This window comes from Flavobacterium aquidurense (assembly GCF_001404985.1).
GTDB classification, from domain to species: domain Bacteria; phylum Bacteroidota; class Bacteroidia; order Flavobacteriales; family Flavobacteriaceae; genus Flavobacterium; species Flavobacterium aquidurense_B.
Window position 1 is genome coordinate 172,578 of record NZ_JRLF01000014.1, and the last position, 22,795, is coordinate 195,372.

Annotated in this window: 22 protein-coding genes and 2 riboswitches; of the genes, 1 reads left to right on the plus strand and 21 read right to left on the minus strand. The window is 33.4% G+C overall.

The features are described 5' to 3' along the window. Positions 1-294: 294 nt before the first annotated feature. The 13 genes from RC62_RS16255 to RC62_RS16315 all read right to left on the minus strand — a co-directional run bounded on the left by RC62_RS16255 (position 295) and on the right by RC62_RS16315 (position 13,092). On the minus strand, positions 295-567 hold the full coding sequence (locus RC62_RS16255; RefSeq protein WP_055097094.1) for a hypothetical protein: 273 nt from the start codon (positions 565-567) through the stop codon (positions 295-297). Between the two features lie 60 nt (positions 568-627). Next, positions 628-1,197, minus strand: coding sequence for a hypothetical protein (locus RC62_RS16260; protein ID WP_055097096.1), 570 nt, complete (start codon positions 1,195-1,197; stop codon positions 628-630). Positions 1,198-1,239: 42 nt separating this feature from the next. After that, on the minus strand, positions 1,240-2,244 hold the full coding sequence (locus tag RC62_RS16265) for a homocysteine S-methyltransferase family protein (RefSeq protein WP_055097098.1): 1,005 nt from the start codon (positions 2,242-2,244) through the stop codon (positions 1,240-1,242). 350 nt (positions 2,245-2,594) lie between these two features. Beyond that, a riboswitch (SAM riboswitch) is annotated at positions 2,595-2,708 on the minus strand. Between the two features lie 443 nt (positions 2,709-3,151). Next, positions 3,152-3,346 carry a type II toxin-antitoxin system RelE/ParE family toxin gene (locus RC62_RS16270; RefSeq protein WP_245176839.1) on the minus strand — a complete coding sequence of 65 codons (195 nt, stop codon included), beginning with the start codon at positions 3,344-3,346 and terminating at the stop codon, positions 3,152-3,154. A gap of 89 nt (positions 3,347-3,435) precedes the next feature. Further along, positions 3,436-3,663 (minus strand): hypothetical protein, encoded by a 228-nt coding sequence (locus RC62_RS16275; protein WP_055097100.1) that lies wholly within the window; start codon positions 3,661-3,663, stop codon positions 3,436-3,438. A 337-nt stretch (positions 3,664-4,000) separates the two neighbouring features. Further along, positions 4,001-5,053, minus strand: coding sequence for an NAD(P)/FAD-dependent oxidoreductase (locus tag RC62_RS16280; protein ID WP_055097101.1), 1,053 nt, complete (start codon positions 5,051-5,053; stop codon positions 4,001-4,003). 189 nt (positions 5,054-5,242) lie between these two features. Next, positions 5,243-5,824 (minus strand): bifunctional precorrin-2 dehydrogenase/sirohydrochlorin ferrochelatase, encoded by a 582-nt coding sequence (locus RC62_RS16285; RefSeq protein WP_055097102.1) that lies wholly within the window; start codon positions 5,822-5,824, stop codon positions 5,243-5,245. A 42-nt stretch (positions 5,825-5,866) separates the two neighbouring features. Then, positions 5,867-6,643 (minus strand): uroporphyrinogen-III C-methyltransferase, encoded by a 777-nt coding sequence (gene cobA / locus RC62_RS16290; RefSeq protein WP_055097104.1) that lies wholly within the window; start codon positions 6,641-6,643, stop codon positions 5,867-5,869. Then, positions 6,636-8,726, minus strand: a complete 2,091-nt coding sequence (locus tag RC62_RS16295; RefSeq protein ID WP_055097106.1) for a HEPN domain-containing protein — start codon at positions 8,724-8,726, stop codon at positions 6,636-6,638. Before RC62_RS16295 ends, cobA begins: the two co-directional genes overlap by 8 nt. 100 nt (positions 8,727-8,826) lie before the next feature. Next, entirely contained in the window at positions 8,827-10,071 is a 1,245-nt protein-coding gene (locus RC62_RS16300; protein ID WP_055097108.1) for a sulfate adenylyltransferase subunit 1, read from the minus strand. A 132-nt stretch (positions 10,072-10,203) separates the two neighbouring features. Continuing rightward, a complete protein-coding gene (gene cysD, locus RC62_RS16305) occupies positions 10,204-11,103 on the minus strand; it encodes a sulfate adenylyltransferase subunit CysD (RefSeq protein ID WP_042566295.1) in 900 nt (299 codons plus the stop codon). Positions 11,104-11,451: 348 nt separating this feature from the next. Then, positions 11,452-12,162 carry a phosphoadenylyl-sulfate reductase gene (locus RC62_RS16310; protein ID WP_055097109.1) on the minus strand — a complete coding sequence of 237 codons (711 nt, stop codon included), beginning with the start codon at positions 12,160-12,162 and terminating at the stop codon, positions 11,452-11,454. A 27-nt stretch (positions 12,163-12,189) separates the two neighbouring features. After that, entirely contained in the window at positions 12,190-13,092 is a 903-nt protein-coding gene (locus tag RC62_RS16315) for a sulfite exporter TauE/SafE family protein (RefSeq protein ID WP_055097111.1), read from the minus strand. A 311-nt stretch (positions 13,093-13,403) separates the two neighbouring features. On the opposite strand from RC62_RS16315, the gene RC62_RS16320 reads away from it, so the two are divergent. Beyond that, positions 13,404-14,186, plus strand: a complete 783-nt coding sequence (locus RC62_RS16320; RefSeq protein WP_055097112.1) for a sulfite exporter TauE/SafE family protein — start codon at positions 13,404-13,406, stop codon at positions 14,184-14,186. A gap of 73 nt (positions 14,187-14,259) precedes the next feature. Here the strand turns inward: RC62_RS16320 and RC62_RS16325 are convergent, their stop codons facing one another. The 8 genes from RC62_RS16325 to RC62_RS16360 form a co-directional block, all read right to left on the minus strand. Next, positions 14,260-14,670 carry an RrF2 family transcriptional regulator gene (locus RC62_RS16325; protein ID WP_055097114.1) on the minus strand — a complete coding sequence of 137 codons (411 nt, stop codon included), beginning with the start codon at positions 14,668-14,670 and terminating at the stop codon, positions 14,260-14,262. 149 nt (positions 14,671-14,819) lie between these two features. Further along, on the minus strand, positions 14,820-15,014 hold the full coding sequence (locus RC62_RS16330; protein WP_055097116.1) for a hypothetical protein: 195 nt from the start codon (positions 15,012-15,014) through the stop codon (positions 14,820-14,822). 22 nt (positions 15,015-15,036) lie between these two features. Then, the gene (locus tag RC62_RS16335; protein ID WP_055097746.1) at positions 15,037-16,209 is read right to left on the minus strand and encodes a trans-sulfuration enzyme family protein; all 1,173 of its coding nucleotides are present in this window, start codon (positions 16,207-16,209) and stop codon (positions 15,037-15,039) included. A gap of 151 nt (positions 16,210-16,360) precedes the next feature. Beyond that, entirely contained in the window at positions 16,361-16,786 is a 426-nt protein-coding gene (locus RC62_RS16340; protein WP_055097118.1) for an OsmC family protein, read from the minus strand. Positions 16,787-16,976: 190 nt separating this feature from the next. Beyond that, positions 16,977-19,391: a bifunctional aspartate kinase/homoserine dehydrogenase I gene (gene thrA, locus RC62_RS16345; protein ID WP_055097120.1), complete on the minus strand. Its 2,415-nt coding sequence runs from the start codon at positions 19,389-19,391 to the stop codon at positions 16,977-16,979. A gap of 1 nt (position 19,392) precedes the next feature. Then, positions 19,393-20,376, minus strand: coding sequence for an alpha/beta fold hydrolase (locus RC62_RS16350; RefSeq protein WP_245176840.1), 984 nt, complete (start codon positions 20,374-20,376; stop codon positions 19,393-19,395). Positions 20,377-20,453: 77 nt separating this feature from the next. Continuing rightward, positions 20,454-20,562, minus strand: a riboswitch (SAM riboswitch). 188 nt (positions 20,563-20,750) lie between these two features. Then, entirely contained in the window at positions 20,751-20,954 is a 204-nt protein-coding gene (locus RC62_RS16355; protein ID WP_055097124.1) for a hypothetical protein, read from the minus strand. A 612-nt stretch (positions 20,955-21,566) separates the two neighbouring features. Then, positions 21,567-22,655, minus strand: a complete 1,089-nt coding sequence (locus RC62_RS16360) for an aspartate kinase (protein WP_055097126.1) — start codon at positions 22,653-22,655, stop codon at positions 21,567-21,569. Positions 22,656-22,795: the final 140 nt, after the last annotated feature.

Sequence of the window (22,795 nt, forward strand, 5' to 3'; positions counted from 1 at the left end):
ATGTTTCGTTCCTCTGGAACTTTTATTTTAACGTCTTGCTTGTCTTTGCGAGGAACGAAGCAATCTCATTCTTATATTTTACAATCTTATTTTGTTATTTTGGGCGTGCCCCTCCGGGTCGGGCTATCCGCTATTAGTCCTCGCACTTCCTTCGTCAGGCTGTGGGCTAGCCGCTTCTATTCCTCACGCGACACTCGGTTTCAAAATAACTTTATATTCTTCACGATTTCAATTATCGTTTTTTAAACAATTTTATTTTGCTACCGATCTGTTGTTCCTACGGAACATTTATTTTTAATTAAATTCGTAGTCAATAAAAACATGTTTTTCGAATCCTCCGCAAAACACCTTTTCTATCCATGTCTTAAATTCTAAATTTGTCGTAATGTGATATATTTTACCATTACTTTCTATTTTGAATTTTTCGTTATTATCAATCTTGCTTCTAATACTTTTTAGTTCAGAAACACAATACAAATATGGACTCGCTGTATCGTACCAATGTGAATTTAGAAATCCTTTAAAAACTTCTCCATCTTCTGAATAAACAATATGGTCTCCATCCATTTTTGATATTGCTTGTATTTATAGAAATCTATATTAAAAATAAATTTTCAAAAAAAAACTTTATTTTGCAGGCACCGGTGAGATGCTTGCGCTAGCTGTAATATTCAAAGCTATTTCGTTTAATGATCGAAGTAACTCATTTATATTATTTTTTGCCGAAACTTCATTGGCTAATCGTAACCTTTTTGACCCAATAAGTGCATCTGACATTTTAGCGCTACCCGATTGTTTAATATTCTTACTAAACTTTAATTCATTTTTGTAATAAAACTTATACTCTATTGTCGTTTTGACCGTAAAAGTCGTACCAAAAAAAGGTTGATCTACAGAGATTAAATTAATTTCAAGAACCCAGTCGTCGTCATTTGTAATCGAATCTATTTTCGAAAATACTTCAGATTCAATAACAGACTTTTTAAATGCCTCTTCAAAATTTTCATTAGAAATCTTAGACGTCCATAACGGATTTGTTTTTTTTCCGCCTGTAACAGATTTTATGTAAATTTTATCTCCAATTTTTTTTTCTGCTTTATAATTTTTAACCGTCATCCCTTCAATGCTTGCTGACGAAGCACATTGCGTAAGTAAAATTGAAAGAAAGACTAATAAACCTAAATATTTTAATTTCATATTAATTCTTCAAGAACAACTATATTTTCTTTATATAAATTTTTACACCAATACTGGCGCCACTCTCGGCTTATAATCCTTCGCAACTTCAGCAATTAATCTGATGTGATCCGGAGTTGTTCCGCAACAACCACCAATAATATTGATTAAATTATCGTCTAAATATTCTTTGATAAATGCCTGAGTTTGTTCCGGTGTTTCATCGTATTGTCCGAATGCGTTTGGTAAACCTGCATTTGGATGTGCCGAAACATTAAAGCTTGTATGTTGTGCTAATGTTTTCAAATACGGTTTCAACAAATCGGCTCCAAGAGCGCAATTGAATCCTACACTCAATAACGGAATATGCGAAACTGAAATCAAAAACGCTTCTACGGTTTGTCCCGAAAGTGTTCTTCCTGAAGCATCTGTAATTGTTCCTGAAACCATGATCGGGATATCAAGATTACGTTCATCTTTTACTTCTTCGATTGCAAAAAGTGCTGCTTTGGCATTTAAAGTATCAAAGATTGTTTCTACCAAAAGTAAATCGCAGCCTCCATCTATTAAGGCTTCGACTTGTTGTTTGTACGCAATACGTAAATCGTCAAATGTTACGGCTCTGTAACCCGGATCGTTTACATCTGGTGACATACTTGCTGTACGGTTTGTTGGGCCAATTGAACCGGCTACAAAACGTGGTTTATCCGGATTTTTGGCTGTAAATTCATCGGCTACTTCTCTGGCAATTTTAGCCGATTCGTAATTTAATTCGTAAACCAAATCTTCCAGGAAATAATCGGCCATACCGATCGTAGTTCCTGAAAATGTGTTGGTTTCTACAATGTCTGCGCCAGCTTCATAATAAGCGGCGTGGACATCGCGGATTGCTTGTGGTTGTGTTATGGATAGTAAATCGTTGTTTCCTTTTAACGGATGTGGAAAATCTTTGAAACGCTCTCCACGAAAATCTTCTTCGGAGAAATTATAGCGTTGCAACATCGTACCCATTGCTCCATCAAGGATTAGGATGTTTTTTTTTATTGCTTCCTGAATTGTTATTGACATATCTTTTTGACTTTTAGCTGTTAAGACGCTAAGGTTCTAAGTTGCTAAGTTTTTTATTTAATTATAATTCTAACGTTTACTAAACCAGACGGGTTTTTAAAAACGCATCAGGTTTAGTACGATATTTTGATTCACATTAATTCCAAAAATTCACTATTGATGGCTCATTAGCCCCGATTGAAGTGGAAATCCTTTTGCTTTTTTCTTTAAAAAGCAAAAGATTGCAACGAAAAGCGGGAAAGATTGACGGCAAAAATGCGCCAATGATTCGCTCATGATACCAAAGTGAATTCGGTAAAATTATATTGTAAGTTGTCAGGAAGAGTTTTGAGAAATACTTTTATGTATTTGTGTTATCTATCTTTGATACTAAGAATAGTATAAAGTAGAATGTAGCACCTTCTTTATGATAAAGGGTTGCTAAGGTTTCATTGGGTCTTTCCCTCCGCCTTTCGTGATAACTTTCAGTAATTTTAAGAACAGTGCAAAGTAAAGACATAACCTGAACAATTGCAAGTGTTTTTTAAAGTTTCTAAGTGGCTAAGATTCTGAGAGTCTAAGTTTCTTTTTTTTAAGGTGCTGAGAGACTAAGATTCTAAGATACTGAGTTTATAAGTAAAATATTAAAAGCTCCGAAGGAGCTTAATGTTTATAGCAAAAAAACATCATTTTTATAGAAAGCTCCAGCGGAGTAACATAGTGATCATGTTTTGAACATAATATTTCACCCCGCTGGGGCTCTATTTAAAAACTCAATTATGCTATTCTATAAATATATCATCCCTCTGGGATTCTTAATAATAGTGAATAAAAAAGAAACCATAATAGTTTGAGCTTTATATATAAAATCTTTTATGACTAAATCCCTACAGCCAGCAGTCTTAACTTTTTAGTTTACAAATTGACCTTAGTGTTTAGGCTTTTGTTTTGTTCCTCTAAAATTGATAATCTCAACACTATTGGATTCCTTATTTACTCTATAAATTAAATAATTATTTTTGTCTACAATTGCTTTATGTAGCGATGCGCTTTTTTCAGATTTTGGAAATTGTTCTGGATTATGACTGATTTGATTTATTACTTGCTGGATTTTATTTTCCAAATTCAAAATTTCTTTTGCTGTCCATTTAGCTTCCAAATAATCAATAACTTTATTAAAGCCTTTTACAGCTTGTTAAGTCCAAATAAATTTTAATGCCATTTCGAAAATCTTTTCATAACATCTTCATGGCTGGTAAATTCACCTTTTTCGGCTTGGTCTAATCCAATTTGAATTTCATTTTTCTCAGATTGTGATAATTCATCAAACCAATCATTTTGATTTGCCTTCAAAACTAATTCGAGTTTTTCTAAAATTCTTTCATCTTCCACCTTAACCAACTCTTGAATAAATTGATATTTTCTAGCCTCTAAATTCATGATAATCAAAATTTATAATTACAAAGATATGTTTTTTTTGAAGGTTCTGAGAGGCTAAGATACTAAGGTTCTAAGTTTTTCATCTTTTATGCGATTTAGCTCCGGAGGAGCATCATATTTATAGAAAAAACAATCAGCATAACACAAAAACTCCAGCGGAGCGAAATATATGTCGCTCCGCTGGAGCTCTTTTACAAACGAATAATTTCTTTTCTATAAACATGTCATCCCTCTGGGATTCTTAACAATAGCGAATAAAAAAAGCCCAAACTAAAAGTTTGAGCTTTTTTTATAAAAATCTTAGAGCCTTAGTTACTTAGAACCTTAGCGTCTTAGACTAAACTATCGCCTTAACAACCGCTTTTGGAGCTTCTTTACGAGTTCCGTCAAAACCGTCTACACCAGAAACTGTTGTATATTTAAGGACATATTTTTTACCCGGATTGATAATTCCGTATGCTGCCTGACACATTAAAGTTGCTTCGTGGAAACCACAAAGAATTAATTTTAATTTCCCGGGATATGTATTGATATCTCCAATGGCAAAGATTCCGGGAATATTGGTTTGGTAATCTAATGCATTGTTAACTTTAATAGCATTTTTCTCGATTTCTAATCCCCAATCTCCTATTGGACCTAGTTTTGGTGTTAGTCCGAAAAGTGGAATAAAGAAATCTGTTTCGATTTTACGGTGTGCTCCGTTTTCTTCGATATCTAATGATTCAACATGCTCTGCACCATTGATTCCAATTACTTCTGCAGGAGTAATTAATTTGATTTTTCCGGCTGTTTTTAATTCCTGTACTTTTTCTACTGAATCAAGAGCTCCTCTAAATTCATTTCTACGGTGAATCAAAGTTACTTCTGAAGCTACATTTGCTAAAAAGATACTCCAGTCTAATGCTGAATCTCCTCCTCCGGCAATTACAACTCTTTTATCTCTGAATTTCTCCGGATTTTTGATAAAGTATTTTACTCCTTTATCTTCATAAAACTCGATATCTTCGATAAGTGGTTTGCGAGGCTCAAAACTTCCTAAACCTCCTGCAATAGCGATAACCGGTGCATGAAATTTAGTTCCTTTGTTTGAGGTTACAATAAAACTTCCGTCTTCTTGCTTGTCGATTGTTTCTGCACGTTCTCCTAATGTATAACCTGGTTCAAATTGTTTAATTTGCTCTTGTAAGTTATCAATTAAATCTCCTGCTAAAACTTCAGGGAAACCAGGAATATCATAAATAGGCTTTTTAGGGTACAATTCTGAAAGTTGTCCTCCTGCTTGTGGCAAAGCATCTAAAATATGACATTTTAATTTTAATAATCCTGCCTCGAAAACGGCAAATAAACCTGTTGGTCCTGCTCCAATTATAAGTATATCTGTTTTAATCATTATGGTATTTGTTTATAATCATTCTTAATAACACAAAGAAACGAATAATTTATTCTAATTTCAATGATTTTTATCATTGATTTCTTTGGGGGATTTTTTACTCTCTATTTTTTTATGAAGCGGTAATCTGGCTCATACATCGGGTTAAAACCCGACGCTACAATATGAACCGTTCCTCCGGAATTCTTATTATTCCTTATTTTTCAATGAAGCTGTGATCTCATTCATCTTTTTAACCTTATCTTCAAAATCACCTTTTAATGTTTTTCTGTATTCATTAAGGTTCTCAACCATTTTGTTGATATCATCGGGAATCACTTCTTCAAAAAACTCCCGAAGTCTTTTGGCTGTTGTTGGTGATTTTCCGTTGGTCGAAATGGCAATTTTCACATTTCCTTTTGTTACGATTCCTCCTAAATAATAATCACATAAATCCGGCGTATCGGCAATATTGCAAATCAAATAACGCTTTCGGGATAAATCATATACTCTTTTATTGACTTGTAAATCATCCGTACAAGCGATAACCATATGACGTTTTTTGAGCATTTTCTTTTTGAACTTCGATTTTGTTAATGTAATCGAAGGATGTCTCTCGGCCAAAACCTTTATTTCTAAATGGAAATTTGGCGCTACTACCTCAACATTTGCATTGGGACTCGACTTTAATAAAAAAGAGAGCTTTTCTAACCCAACGTTTCCTCCTCCCACAATTAAAACATTCAGACTATGAAGTTTTAAAAACACAGGATATAATTCGTTTTGTTCCATTTTAATTTATTTTCATCCAATCAAAATTAGATGATTTTTTTCTTATCGAACAATTTCTTTTGACAAAAACTCTTCGTAAAAACCTTTTAGTTTATTGCTTTCGCGAACAACGTTTCCAAGAACAATAATAGCTGGTGAACTCAGTTTTTGCTGTTTTACAATCTCTAAAATCGAATCTACAGTCCCAACTCCTACTTTTTCTTCGACTGTTGTTCCGTTTTGAATAATCGCTACAGGCAAATCTCCTTTATCTTCTTTTTGAAACAAATCGATAATCTGAGGCAATTTGTGCATTCCCATCAAAATAACCACTGTTGCAGAGGATTGTGCTGCCAAAGCTACATCTGATGATAATTTTCTATCAGATGTTGTTCCGGTAATCGCCCAAAAACTTTCTGAAACACCTCTTTTTGTAATGGATATTCCCTGACTCGCAGGAACTGCCACTACTGAAGATATTCCTGGAACTACAATTGTTGGAATTCCGAAACTTTCGATAAATTCAATTTCTTCGCTTCCGCGCCCGAAAATAAATGGATCTCCACCTTTTAAACGCACTACATTTCCATACGTTAATGCATTATCTACAATTAACTGATTGATTTGATCTTGCGTGTAAGCGTGATTTCCTATCTTTTTTCCAACAAAAATTTTGATGGCATTTTTAGGTGCATGTGTTAGTATTTCATCATTGGCTAATGCATCGTACAAAACCACATTCGCTTCAGCAAGTGCTTTTACGGCTTTGAGCGTAAGCAAATCCGGATCGCCGGGACCTGCGCCAACTAAAGTTACTTTGGGTTTTATTGTATTAAGCATTTGCTAATTCTTGAGCTCTGTATTTTTCTATTATATCAAAAAATGAAATTCCTTGTTGAATATATGCTTTCGCAAATGCTTCTGAAGGCTCATTTTGATTGATTTGATATACCAATTCTCTAAATGTTGTTGGTAATTCTATTTTTGATGTTGCAATGAAAACAGTATCAAATAAGTCTACAATTCCTGCATGGTTATTTGTTTTTTCGTTTTCTGAAAGCAATAATGCTTTTGCCCCATTTACAAATCCTGCATAAGCATGATAAATTGCATCTGACCATTTTCCTTCGTCGAATGATTCCTGAGCGAAAGTCAATTTGTCTTTTGCTTCTAATAATAAAGTAGCTACTAAATCGATCACAACTCCGGCACATTCTCCAACTCCAACAGCTTTTACGTAGTTATCTGCGTTACCCCAGTCTACGAAATCAGCTTCGGTTAAATTGGTTACATCAGCGAAAGGTTTCAAAATTTCGTAGAAATATTTCTCTCCTTTTTGATCGTAATAATTCAGGAATTTTTCTCCGTTTGCATTCGCATCAAAATCATTTAAGATTGTACGCAAAGCATCCGGACCTCTACGGCTTGGAATTTTAATTACTTTATCGGCAAAACGTCCTGATCCGTTTCCTAATCTTCCTCCACCTAATAAAACCTGCAATGCCGGAGCTACTAATTTTCCTGAATTGATTGACATTCCCTGAAAACCAATTGCTGACATATTGTGTTGCCCACAAGCATTCATACAACCCGAAATTTTAATTTCGATTTCCTGATTGTTTAAGTATTGAGGATATTCTGCATTTAACACTTTTTCTAATTCTTCTGCAATACCGGTACTACTTGCAATCCCCAAATTACAAGTATCTGTACCGGGACATGCTGTAATATCTGCGGTTGAATTATAACCTAAATCAACAAAGTTCAACTTAGCTAATTCCTGATAAAAGAAAGGCAAATTAGCCTCTTTTACGTGACGTATTACAATATTTTGACGCAATGAAAAACGTAATTCGTTTGCTGCGTAATTTTTAATTAATGCGGCTAATAATCTGGCTTTATCCGTATAAAAATCTCCTAATAAAACTTTGATTCCAATAGCATAATAACCTTCTTGTTTTTGTGCAATTACATTCGATTTTTTCCACGCTTCATAAGCTTTTGTATCTTCTATTGTAACTTGTGGCACTTCTAATAATGGTTCCGGAATTGGCCCGTCAAAAGCGGTTGTGTCGATTTCGTATGTTTCAAAAGCGATTGCTTTTTTCTCTTTTTCAACCAAATCAAGGAAAACATCTCTTCCCATTTCTTTGATTAAAAATTTCATACGGGCTTTCATTCTTTTTGCACGTTCACCATATCTATCAAAAATACGGATGATTCCTTCTGCCGTTGGAATAATTTCATTCGCCGGAACAAACTCTGAAAGCAATTCAGCATGTGCTGGTTGCGATCCTAAACCTCCTCCAAACATGATTTTGAAACCACGAACACCATCAACAATTTTCGGGATAAATCCTAAATCGTGTAAATAACTCAAAGCTGTATCTTCGTCTGAAGAAGAGAACGAAATTTTGAATTTACGTCCCATTTCCTGACAAATCGGGTTTCTTAATAAGTATTGAAACAAAGCGTGTGCATAAGGCGAAACATCAAATGGTTCGTTTACGTCTACACCTGCTAATTCGCTTCCTGTAATATTTCTAACGGTGTTTCCACAAGCTTCACGCAAGGTGACATCATCTTTAGCCAAATTTGCCCAAAGTTCCGGAGTTCTGTCTAAACTTACATAGTGAATCTGAATGTCCTGACGTGTTGTAATATGCAAACGTCCTGTAGAATATTCATCAGAAACTTTAGTGATACGCACCAATTGTTCGCTCGTAACTTTACCGTACGGTAATTTGATACGAATCATTTGAACACCTTCCTGACGTTGTCCGTAAATTCCGCGTGCTAAACGAAGACTACGAAAACGCTCATCATCAATTTTTCCTCCACGGAATAAATGAATCTTTTTTTCTAAATCGATGATCTCTTTCTGAACAATCGGATTTTCTATTTCTGTTCTAAAACTTTCCATTTGTTTTTTGCTTTAGGCTTTAAGCTATAGGCTATAAGCTTTTTTAACTTTGTATTTTTTTTTGCTTAAAGCTTATTGCTTAAAGCTTACAGCAGTAAAACTATCTAATGAATCCTACTCCTGCTGTGGTATTTGTTGCTGTATCAATTAAGATAAAAGCGCCGTTTGATTTATTATCATTATAGGCATCAAAATATAATGGTTTACTTAATTTGATGCTTACTTCTCCTATTTCGTTTATCGCTAATTGCGATGCTTCTTTTGTTCCTGAATAATCTGTTGAGATGGTATTTTTGATACTTTCTACTTTGGCTAAAACTGAATTTGTATTGTGTTGTACAATATATTTTGTACCTGCAACCAGTTTTTTACTGTCCATCCAGCAAACTGTTGTATTAATTTCTTTTTCAATTTTTGGAAGTTCTGATGATTTTACAATCATATCGCCTCTTGTTACATTGATATCATTTTCTAATTCGATTGTGATCGAAGATCCTGCAACGGCTTCATCATATTGTTTATCGAAGAAGTGAATTTTTGATACTTTTGATTCTGTCAAAGAAGGAAGAACGGTAACGGCATCTCCAACTTTAATAGAGTTTCCGTATAATTTTCCAGCATATCCTCTAAAATCATGAAATTCTTCTGTCTTTGGACGAATAACTGTTTGAACTGGAAAACGTGCTTTTCCTGTTTCAAAAACATCTGAAGAATGCAATCCTTCTAAATGCTCCAGAACAGTTTGTCCTGTATACCAAGGCATATCTTTTGACTGATCTACTACATTTCCACCATTGATCGCACTTAACGGAATGTAACTTACATTTTGTTCCTTAAAAGTACTTTTAGCGTTTAACGCCTGAAAATCTGTTTTGATTTTATTGAAAACTTCTTCAGAATAATCTACTAAGTCCATTTTATTAATGGCAACAATTACCTCTTTTACTCTCAATAAATTATTGATAAAAAAGTGACGGTATGTTTGCTCAATTACACCTTTTCTGGCATCAATTAAAATAATAGAAACCTGAGAAGTCGAAGCTCCTGTAACCATGTTTCTGGTATATTCTACGTGACCCGGAGTATCAGCGATAATATAACTTTTCTTTGCTGTCGAAAAATAAATGTGCGCAACATCAATCGTAATTCCTTGTTCTCTTTCAGCCACTAAACCATCAGTTGCTAATGAAAAATCCAGATAATCATATCCTTTTTGTTTACTGCTTTTTTCGATTGCCTCGATTTTATCTGTAGTCAATGATTTTGTGTCGTACAATAATCTCCCGATCAAAGTACTTTTTCCGTCATCTACACTTCCTGCTGTTGCTATTTTTAAAACTTCCATTCTTAATATATTGTTTCAGGTTTAAAGCTTCATGTTCTTTCGAAACTTATAAATCTGTATGTTTTTGTTTTTTTGATTCTAACTTTTAATTCTGAATTGCATTTATAATTTATAATTCACAACTCATAATTATTAAAAGTACCCTTGTTGTTTTCTCTTTTCCATTGCGGCTTCGGAACGTTTGTCATCAATTCTGGCTCCTCTTTCAGAAATGGTAGATTCTCTAATTTCTCCTACAACTTCCTGGATTGTTGCTGCATAAGATTCAACAGCGGCTGTACAACTCATATCTCCAACGGTTCTGAAACGAACAATTCTTTCTTCGATTTGTTCGTCTTCTTCCTGATACACATAAGGAGAATGCGACCAGATTAAACCGTCTCTCAAAAAAACTTTTCTTTTATGTGAAAAATAGATTGACGGAATTTCGATGTGTTCTTTTTCGATATAACTCCAAACATCTAATTCTGTCCAGTTTGAAATTGGGAAAACACGAACGTTTTGTCCGTTTTCTATTTTTCCATTCAAAATATCAAATAACTCAGGTCTTTGATTTTTTTCATCCCATTGACCGAAATCATCACGAACTGAAAAAATACGCTCCTTTGCTCTTGCTTTTTCTTCATCACGACGCGCACCACCAATACAAGCATCGAACTTAAATTCTTCAATTGCATCTAAAAGTGTTGTGGTCTGTAAACTGTTTCTACTTGAATATTTCCCAGTTTCTTCAACCACTTTTCCTTCATCAATAGCATCCTGAACATTACGAACGATTAATTCCAAACCTAACTCTTCAACCAATTTGTCTCTGAAAGCAATTGTTTCAGGAAAATTGTGTCCTGTATCAACATGCAATAGAGGAAACGGAATCTTAGCAGGAAAAAATGCCTTTTGTGCCAAACGCACTAATGTTATAGAATCTTTTCCTCCAGAAAAAAGTAAAACAGGCTTGTCAAATTGTGAAATTACTTCTCTGAAAATGTATATCGCTTCACTCTCTAAAGCGTTTGTTTTTAATACTGAACTCATTGTGTTTTTTTGTTTAATGCTTGAAAGTTTATAGCTCCAGATTATTATTGTGAGTTAATCTAAAATCTCTAAAACGATCGTTATTCTGTGTATTTTGTTTTTGTTTTTTCAACGGAATAAAATTCCATTGCTTCATTCTAAATCCATCGGATAAATTGGCTACCTCATTATAGAAACATCGGGTTAATCCCGAAGCGTCGGGACGACGCTACAATACGAATCTTCATTTCCCCCGGATTAAAATCCGGCGCTACAATATAAATCGTTCCTCCGGAACTTTAATCTATTGTCTTGAATCTATATTCTTGCTTCTTTATTCTATTCTCTTCCTTCTATTCTCTTTCCTCTTTACTCTTTTTTAGCACTATGCAAACCACACTCTTTATGACTGGATTCCCACCACCATCTTCCGGCTCTGATATCTTCACCAGGAAAAATTGCTCTTGTACATGGCGCACAACCTATACTTACGAAACCTTGTTTGTGCAAAGCATTTTGAGGAACATTGTTTTCTGACAAATACGTTTCTACTTCTTCTAAACTCCATTTCAATAATGGATTAAATTTTATGATTTCGAAACCTCCATCGTATTCAAACAATTGTAAGTCATGTCTGTTTTCAGATTGTTCGGCTCTTAGACCTGTAATCCAAACTGAGTTTCCTGCCAATGCTTTTCTCAATGGAACTACCTTTCGAATAAAACAGCATTCTTTTCTATTTTCTACCGAATCATAAAAGCTGTTTGGGCCTTTATGTTTTAATAAATTCTCTACAGCTGTTGTTTCTGGAAAATAAACTTCTATAGGCTTTTTATATTTTTTTAATGTTTTATGAAAAACATCGTATGTTTCCTGAAATAATCTTCCGGTATCTAATGTAAAAATGGTAATATCTGTATTACTTTTTGCAATAAAATCTGTAATTACCTGATCTTCCTGACCAAAAGAAGTTGAAAAAATCACTTTTCCCGGAAATTCATTTGCTAAAAAAACCAGCGTTTCATCCAGCGAAAAGTCTTTTGTCTTATCTAATAATAATTGTATAATAGTCGCACTCATATTCTCTCTTTCTCTTTCTAAAAAATATTACAATAATTTAGATAATGTTTTTAAACTCAATAATATAATTAATATTCCAACTGCTACCATCATTGGTTTTCTTTTGATTTTATTTACCAGATAAGCCCCAATTGGCGCTGCAGTTACTCCTCCTAAAATCAAACCTATAATAACCTGCCAACCGTGAATTCCGCCAAAAAGCATGAAAGTAATTCCGCTTGCAAATGATACTGCAAATTCAGCAGCATTAACAGAACCAATAGTATAACGGGGGTTTCTTCCTCTTCCTAATAATGTTGACGTTACGATTGGTCCCCAGCCGCCACCGCCAACAGCATCCATAAAACCTCCAAAAGTGGCTAAAAATCCTAATTTTTTAGTTTTCTTTTTAACAATGGTTTTAGCTAAAGCTTTTCTGATAATTATAACGGCCAAAACAATCATATAAACAGCAATAAATGGCTTTATAACATCACCATTAATAACATCAGATAATAAATAAGCTCCAATAATAGAACCTAAAACTCCCGGAATCAATAAATGTTTTACCAATTTTTTATTGATATTTCCAAATCTATGATGAGAAATTGCTGATGCTCCGGTAGTAAACATTTCTGCAACGTGAACTCCTGTGCTGCTGATTACAGGTGGAACTCCGTAAGCTAATAAAAAAGATGTAGAAGTCGCTCCATAACCCATTCCTAATGTTCCGTCTACCAATTGGGCAAAAACTCCTATAGCAAAAAACACCAAAAACTCCTGATCAAATCCTCCAACAAATCCATCTATAGAAAACTCAGCATAATGGTTGTATATCAACACAGATAATAACCCTACCAACAAAACAACAGGAATTACAACCCATAGTTTTTCTTTTAATAAGACATCCGGTTTGATGCTGACATTATCTATTTTCAGTTCCTTCTCCATCGTAGAATGATTAAATTTGTTTTCAAAAACTATTACCCTATCGGGTTAATAGATTACTTTGCAAAAATACTATTTATTTCTAAATAACAAAGTAATATTTTCGATTTTTTAAGTGTCTAATTACAGCTATATTACATTTAAAGCTGTTCTGAAAAATTCAATAAATTAATTTAACAAATAATATCGATCACGATATATTTAAAACAGTATTTCATTAAAAATGATTTGCATTTCAAATACCTTTCCTAATCTCTACAATATCTATAGGATAATTATAAAATTGTTGTTATTTTAGCAACAAATTTTTATTCATGGATTTTCAAATAGGTCTTGTAATCGCCGGTTTAGTAGTAGGTTTCGTAGTTGGATTAACAGGTGTGGGAGGCGGCTCATTAATGACTCCAATTTTGCTGTATTTTGGTATTCCGCCTACGACTGCAGTTGGAACTGATTTACTATATGCTGCTTTTACTAAAATGGGAGGCGTATTTGTACACCATAAAAAAGGTAATATCAATTGGACAATTACGGGTTGGTTAACTTTAGGAAGTGTTCCTGCCGCTTTATTGACTTTATGGATATTGAATAGCATAAAAACCGACATATCAACCATAAACGCTGTAATAAAATATAGTTTAGGCTGGGCTTTGCTTTTTACTTCGATTGCTATTTTATTCAAAAAGAAGCTTTTGGTATATTCTCAAAAACATGCCGGTGATAAATTTCACAGCGAAAGTCATACTCAAAATATGCTGACTATTGGTATTGGTGTTTTACTTGGGGCAACCGTAACATTAACATCTATAGGAGCCGGAGCTTTAGGAACTGTAACTTTATTTTTTCTTTATCCGCTTTTACCAACGCCACGTTTGGTAGGTACCGAAATTGCCCATGCTGTTCCGCTAACTCTGGTTGCCGGAATTGGACACGCCTCAATGGGAAATCTTGACTTAATTTTATTAGGCCAATTGCTAATGGGATCTCTTCCGGGAATTTTTATAGGAAGTATGTTAAGCGGAAAAGTACCTGACACTTTCCTTCGAAATGCAATTGCAGTAATGCTTTTCCTGGCTGGATATAAATTGATTTTTTAATTTATCTACCATATAAGTGATATAAGTCCTGAATTAAATGAACTTATATCACTTATATGGTGAAAAAACTGGTTTAAAATGCAATATCAGCCAAGGAATTACTCTCTAATATTTTAAGCGTATTATCACGAACTTCCATCATCAAACGTCTTGCTGCACAAGTAGTTTCATCGTCACAATCATCGCATCTTTCATAAAAATTATGACTCGCACATGGAAGTAACGCAATTGGACCTTCAAGAATTCGGTATACTTTTGCCATACTAATATCCTTTGGGTCTTTTATGAGATAGTAACCTCCGCCTTTTCCTTTTTTTGCCCCCAGAAAACCGGAGTTTCTAAGTAACAACAATATACTTTCTAAGAATTTTATCGAAATATGTTCACTTTTTGCAATTTCGGCAATTTGTACTGGTTCATTATTTTCACGTCTAGCCAAGTAAGTTAAAGCCTTAATTCCGTATTTTGTTTTCTTTGAAAGCACTTTTTAAATATTTTAGACTTTAGAGCGTAGATTTTAGATTTCTGATCTAAATAAACATTCTAAATATTTTTCTGCAACAAAAATAAGCTTTTTGAACGAGAATAATAACAGATTAGAAAAGTAAGTTCTACTAAATTAGTATAGTTTAACTAATTTACTTCCGGAACTCCAATTAAATTCAAATCATGGAATTTAATATCACTGTCTAAGGCATTTTTATCAACAACATATGTAGCAGAAATAGCATCATGCCATATCCTTCCTGACTTTCCTAAAAAGGATAATGCATCAAAAAAGAAATGACGACTTTTAATTATAATTTTATCATAGTTAAAAATCGCCATTTTATTATAATTATCTAATTCTTTAAGAAAGTGCTTGTTTCAAATCAGCAATTACATCTGCTACTGTTTCTAAACCTACAGAAACACGAACTAATCCTTGAGTAATTCCTACTGCTAATTGATCTTCTTCAGACAATTTACTATGCGTTGTTGAAGCCGGATGCGTAACAATTGTTTTTACATCGCCAATATTTGCTGAAAGAGAACATAATTTAATCTTGTCCAGAAATTTTCTTCCTGCTTCAAGACCGCCTTTAATTTCTATCGCAATAATATTACCACCTAAAAGCATTTGTTTTTTGGCAATTTCATATTTTGGATGAGATTTCAAAAATGGATATTTCACCGTTTCTACATTTGGATGGCTTTCTAAAAATTCAGCTACTTTTAAAGCATTTTCACAATGTTTATCAACACGAACTGCCAAAGTTTCTAAACTTTTTGATAAAACCCATGCATTAAATGGCGACATTGCCGGTCCTGTATTTCTTGAAAACAGGTAAATTTGACGAATTAATTCTCCTTCTCCAACTACAACTCCTCCTAAAACACGACCTTGACCGTCTATTAATTTTGTTGCAGAATGAATGACTAAATGCGCACCGTATTTAATAGGCTGCTGAATATATGGTGTAGCGAAACAGTTATCGATTATTAAAATCAAATTGTGTTTTTTTGCAATAGTTCCTAATAATTCTAAATCAATTACATCAACACCAGGATTTGTAGGCGTTTCAGCGTATAGAATTTTAGTATTTGGTTTAATAAAACTTTCTATTGTTTCTGGTTTATTGATATCAAAATAAGATGTTTCGATTTTCCATTTTGGAAAATAAGTCATGAACAACGCGTGAGTTGATCCAAAAACACTTCCTGCAGAAACAATATGATCTCCTGATTCTAACAATGCGGCAAACGTAGAATATATTGCAGCCATTCCGGTTGCAAAAGCATAACCGGCTTCAGCACCTTCCATCGCACAAACTTTGTCAACAAATTCTGTTGTATTTGGATTGCTAAAACGGGAATAAATATTGCGGACTTTTTCTTCCGTGAAGGATGCTCTCATGTCCTCTGCATCTTCAAATACAAAACTTGAAGATAAAAACAAAGGTGTTGAATGTTCCTGAAATTGTGTTTTTTCTAAATGTGTACGTATGGCTAGAGTTTCAAAGCCAAATTCTTGTTCGTTCATTGTGTGTTTTTGTTTTTTTTTTGTTCCAAGTTTCAAGTTTCAAGTTTTTCGCTGAGAAAAACAAAACTTAAAATCTAAACTAAAGCGAGTCAATTTCATTTATACCCGATCTGAGCATTTTCTAATTCACAAATTGACTCATTTTCTAATTTTATAATGCTTCGTTGTTCAATACAACTTTATATTTGATTGTAGCTGTTGGTTCAACTGTTTTGGCTACTGAACAATATTTCTCGAAAGAAAGTTGCGCAGCTTTTTTTGCTTTCTCAGGATTGATATCACCTTCTAAGTAAAAAACCACATTGATTTCTTTAAATGGTGTTGCTTCTCCAACTTTTACACGTTCTCCTTCAACTTCGGCGTTAAATGATGTTATTTCCTGACGTTGTTTCTTTAAAATTGAAATCATATCAATGGCGCTGCATCCTGCAACTCCCATTAATACAAGTTCCATCGGACTTGCACCTAAATCGCTTCCGCCAAATTCGGCTCTGCTGTCAACGTCAACTACATGACCTCTTTCATTTTTGAGTTTAAAATGAAAAGCGTCGTTTACTCTGTCTAAAGTTACTTTCATTGTGTTGTTATTTTTTTGTTTTTTGTTGTTTTATTCTTCGCAATCTTGTCATTTCGACGTAAGGAGAAATCACACCAGATTGGCGACAAAGATTGAACGAATTTCGTGTGTGATTTCTCGTTCCTCGAAATGACAAACTAGGCGTATAAATCTAAAATCTGCAATCTAAATTCTAAAATCCAAAATCTTCCTACCCTTTATCAGATAATCTCAAAATATCTCCAAAAACTCCTCTCGCTGTTACTGCAGAACCTGCACCGGCTCCCTGAATTACGATTGGTCGGTCTCCATAAGATTCTGTATAAATTTCGAAGAAAGAATCAGATCCTTTTAATCCGCCTAAAGCAGTATCAGAAGGTACTGAAACTAGTTTTACTTCCAGAATTCCTTTGTCATTTTGCAAATCTCCGGACAATTCACCAATGTATCTTAATACATGATTTGGTTTTTGATCTGCTTTTATTTTATCGTAAATTGGGTCAAATTCTTTTAGTTTAGTTAAGAAATCTGATACATTTCCTTCACGCAAATGTTCCGGAATTAGATTCTGAATTGAGATTTCTTCAAACTCATTTTGTAAATCTAATTCTCTTGCCAAAATCAATAATTTTCTACCAACATCATTTCCACATAAATCTTCACGCGGGTCCGGTTCTGTATAGCCGTTATCGATTGCTTCTTGCAATATCTGGCTAAACGGAGCATCTTTTGCTGAGAAATTATTGAATAAATAACTCAATGTTCCGGAGAAAACCCCTTTTATTTTTGTGATATTTTCACCCGAAAGGTGCAATAATTTTATGGTATCAATTAATGGTAAACCTGCACCAACATTGGTTTCGTACAAATAATTCTTTTGGTTTTCGGCTAAAGCTTTCCTTAATTCTTTATAAAAGCCATAACTTAAAGTATTGGCAACTTTATTCGAAGAAATCAAGTCGAAACTGCTTTCTGCAAGCGTAATGTAGTTTTCTACAAATGTGGCACTTGCGGTATTATCTATTGCAATTAAATTTTCTAAATGATATTGATTTGCATAAGCAATTACATCATTTATAGTATAATCAAGTCCTTCTTTCTGAATATCATTTTTCCATCCGGAAGTTACGCCGTTTTTGTTTAAAAGTAATTTCTTAGAATTTGCAATTGCAAATACATTCAGTTTAATGTCTTTACGTTTTTCGATTGCAGCAGCAGATTCTAAAATCTGATTGATTAAAGTTCCGCCTACTAATCCGTGACCAAAAATAGCAATATTGATCTTTTTAGAAACTCCAAAAATCTCTCCGTGAATTACGTTTAATGCTTTATTTAGTTCTGCTTTTTTAACTACCAAACTCACGTTCTTGCCAGTAACCGTGTTGTTAAATAATATTGGAACTATTTTATTTTTTATTAAAGCCGTATATGGTTTATGAAAAGTGCTTAAATCCTGACCAATAATCGAAATTACCGAAACATTATCTGTAACCGTAATTTGGTTTACATCTTTAGAATAAAAGTCATTTTCAAACTCTTTTTCAAGTTCTACCATCGCAAGAGTCGCTTTATCTGTTGCAACAACAAGACCAATTCCTCTTTCTGAAGAACCTTGTGAAATAATACTTACGCTGATATTATGATCGCCCATAACCTTAAAAATTCGGGCATCAACTCCGGCTTTTCCAAGTAATCCACGGCCTTCAAGATTCACCAGCGACACGTTTTCTAAAACCGAAAGAGTTTTGATTCCTTCTTTAGTCGAATCTGAAGTGATTAAAGTTCCGCGATTTTCATGATTGAATGTATTTAAAATACGTAGCGGAATATTTTTTTCTAATAAAGGAATGATGGTTTTTGCATGTAAAATCGTTGCTCCAAAATTCGCTAATTCATTTGCTTCATTAAACGATAAAAACTCTATTTTTTTTGCATCAGCAACAAGATCCGGGTTTGCTGTATAAATTCCGTCAACATGAGTGAAGTTTTGTAATTCTTCGGCATTTAGATAATTAGCAATTAATGATGCGGTATAATTACTTCCGTTTCTTCCTAAAGTCGTGGTGTCGTTATTGTTGTTTGATCCAATAAAACCGGTTACAATATTTACGGTTGAACCGTTATGTTCTTTAAAATAATTGATGACATTTTTCTTGGAAAGTTGTTCCAAAGGTTGTGCATCACCAAATTTAGAATCGGTTTTTAGCAATTCTCTCGAATCAACAAAATTAGCCGGAACTCCTTTTTCTTTTAAAATAGCAGTTAATAATTTAGCTGAAAGCAATTCGCCTTTCGACAAAATCTGATCTTTTATTTTGTTACTATAATCTCCAATTAAGCTAACGCCTTCAAAAAGTTTTTCTAAAACATTAAATTCTTCAGACAGATCTACTTTTGGATAATCTGATATTTGATAGGCTTTAAAATTCTCAAATAATGGTTTATAATTGCCATTTTTAGCGGCAAGTTTCAAAATATATTCTAATTCATCTGTTGCATTTCCGCGTGCTGAAACTACAACTGCAATTTGTTCTCCTTGATTTACTTTATCAGAAATGATTGAAACTACTTTGTTAAGTCCTTCTCCGTTTGATAACGATTTGCCTCCAAATTTTAATATTTTCATTTTATTTTTCTATTGTTTCTGCCTTAAAAATATCGGCAAGTAAATGATCTAGTTGTTTGTACTCGATTAAAAAAGCGTCATGTCCGTGAACCGAATCTATTTCGCTGTAAAAAACATTCTTTTTGAACTTCTTTAATTCCTGAAATGTTTCACGATTTTCTTTTGGTGTAAAAAACAAATCTGAGTTGATTCCGATAATATGGATCGCAGTATTTGTTCTGGACAATAAAGTTTCAAAATCGTCACTATTTCTGGTAATATCTATGGTTTTAAGCAATTGGTTCATCAGTTTATACGATGCCAATTGATATCTTTTTTGTAATTTTTCGCCGTGATGTGCCAACCAGCTTTCGATATTAAAAATCGAAAGGTTGTCGTTGATCGTACGTTGAAATTTTTCTTTGAATGATTCAGGAGAGCGATAACACAACATGGCATGAATTCTGGCATCTTCGATAGGTCTTGAAGAATTGTTCAGGATTTGCTCTTGTAAATAACAATTAGCAATCATCCAGTCTGTCGATTTCCAGTCTGTTGCAATCGGAATTAAGTTTTGGGTAATATTAGGTTCTAATGCAAGAATTTCCCAGGCAATTCCTCCACCAACAGAACCGCCAATAATGGTGTGCAATTGGTTGATATGTAAAGCTTGAATTCCTTTTATAAAAATTCTGGCAATATCTCTGGTTGTAAAATCCTGATAGTTTTCTATTACGAAAGAATCGTTTCCGTTGCCGGGAACATCAAATGCCAAAATGGTATATTTGTTAGTATCTATTGTTTTTTCGTTCCCAATTAAATCATTCCACCAACCATTTTCGCCTGTAACCTGAGCATTTCCAGTCAATGCATGATTCACCAAAACAATAGGCGCGCTATGTAATGGTAAGCCAGAAAGTGTAAAACTTAGCGGTATTAACGGATATGATGCACCACTTTGTGTGATGAAATCGTGAATTATAATGGGACTTGGTATATTTTCCAATTTCAAATCTTTTTATTATTGATTTGTATGTGGAAATATTAGAAAGAAAGTACTAGAGTGAAACTAGAAAATTCTTGTTGTTATCTTTCCACGTTTGGGCGTGGTAGAATGCAGCACCTTCTTCGATTTAACGAAGGGTTGCTAAGGATTCATCGGGTCTAATCCCTCGTCCTTTCTTTATAACATTTCAATACGTTTTTGAACTTAAAGGTGCAAATTAACTACTAATTTCTTAAACAAACAAATTTTATCGAAACTGATTCCGCAATTTCTTAAATATAATTCAAACAAAAATTATTGTACGCAAAAAATTACCGAACAAATTGCCCAGTAAAATTAAGCAGGTATTCCCCTATTTTATGATACTTTTTGATTTAGATAAAAAGTGTTTCATTTTCTTTTGAATACATCAAAAACAATAATGAGTTTGGCTCTTTTTTCTCCGCTATTTTATCTGCCTCAGTAATTCCAAATCTTGGATGTACCAATTCATTTGCTGGCGGTGGCGGATTGTTTCTTCTAGCTTTCAAATTTTTTAATGTAGAAAAAGTTTTTGTTATGTAGTTTAATTTGCTCATGATATTTAAGTTTATGTTCGTTAATGTTTTATAATCTTTATTGTTTGTTTATTTTTTTGTTATAGCTACTAAATGAAATAAAAAAACCCTTTTGGGTTTTAATACCAAAAGGGTTTAAGTTTTATACAACTTATATATACTTTTAGTATCAACAGACGCGTACACAAATACGTGCGACGTTAAACATCTTGTTCATCTGTAGGGATTTATTCATCTGTGATTTACTTGCTATTTTAAAAAATTCTTGCATTTGTTTCATTTTAATAAGCTTCTCGAAATTATTGAAAAATACTTTTAACTTAATCTTCTTTTAAAATCAATAAGATTAAAGTTCATTCAACTTTTGATCCCGATCGACATAACAATATGTTAAATTCTAAATTTACTTCTGGTAATTTTGAGGTATTACAAATGTGCGAATATTTTTTCAATTATGCAAGTGAGGATCAGCAAATTAATCCTAAAAAACGTTAAAAAACATCTTTTTATCGTTAAAAAACATCTTACAAATTTAAGATTTAAATAATTGAGCGTTAAAACCTACAAAAAAATACGTTAAGAACTTTCCTGTTTCAACATATCAAAGAACAACTTACTACTAATAGAAACCACTTACAGCCAAACTGCTTCTTTATTTTTTATTTTTTCAGCGACTTTCAAAATGTCAGTTATTATCCCTCTTGAAATAGCTTGTTTACATGCCGAAGCACTTTGAATTGCAATTGGAACATCTGCATATGATTGTGTATAAATCTCAAAAATGGTATCTGAACCTTTTAATTGTCCAATAGCAGATGAAACAGGTTCTGAAATTAATTTAACTTCTAACGTATTTTTCTGCACATCAAATTCACCTACATATCTTAATACATGATTCTCTGCCTGGGTTATTTTTGCAATTTTAAACGATTTGTCGATTGCGTCTTTATTAAGGATTCCGTTTTTCTCCAGATGTTCTTCTGTAATAAGAGAATTGATTTTTATATCTGAAAGTTCAAAATCCTTACCAATTTCCCTTGTCAAGATCAGCAATTTTCTCGCTGTATCATTTCCGGAAAGGTCTTCCTTAAAAGTAGAACGCATCAGGCCCAGTAAACTTGCATCTTTTAAAAGGGATGAAAACGAAGCTTCTTCAGTTGCAAATCTATTAAAGACGTAACTCAGATTGTCAGAGAAAACACCTCTTATTTTCGTAATTTTTTCTCCGGAGTAATACAAATCCCTCAGAGTTTGCAATACCGGAAAACCTGTATCTACTGATGTTTCATACAAAAACTCTTTATCGTATTTTTTAAGATTTGTCCTGATCTCTTTATAGAGATCAATGGGCAATGTATTGGCTTTTTTATTTACCGCTACAATATTAAATCCGTTTTCGATCAAAGTATTATAATGGTGAATTAGCTCATCACTTGCTGTCGCATCAACCGCAATTAGGTTCTCAAATTCATTTTGCTTTGCAAATTCAATAATATCCTGTACTTTAAAAGGAACTGCCAATTCTAAGAAATTAGTTTCCCAAGCATATCCTACGCCTTCTTTCTCGAAAAAAGCAACTGTTGAATTTGTTATAATCGGAAAATGAAAGTCAACATTTTTACTTTCGAGAAAAAACTCCTGACTTTCGATAATTTGATTAATCAAAGTACTTCCGATATTTCCAATTCCAAAAAGGATGATATTTATTTTAAGCTTTGACATGATTTTTGATTTATTGGGGGTTAATTAAACCATATAAGTGATATAAGTTCATTTAATACTATCAACGTATATGATTTAGACATACTGTTTAGACAACTTAGACGCACTGCTGTGCGTCTCTACTAAATTGTGCGCCTCTA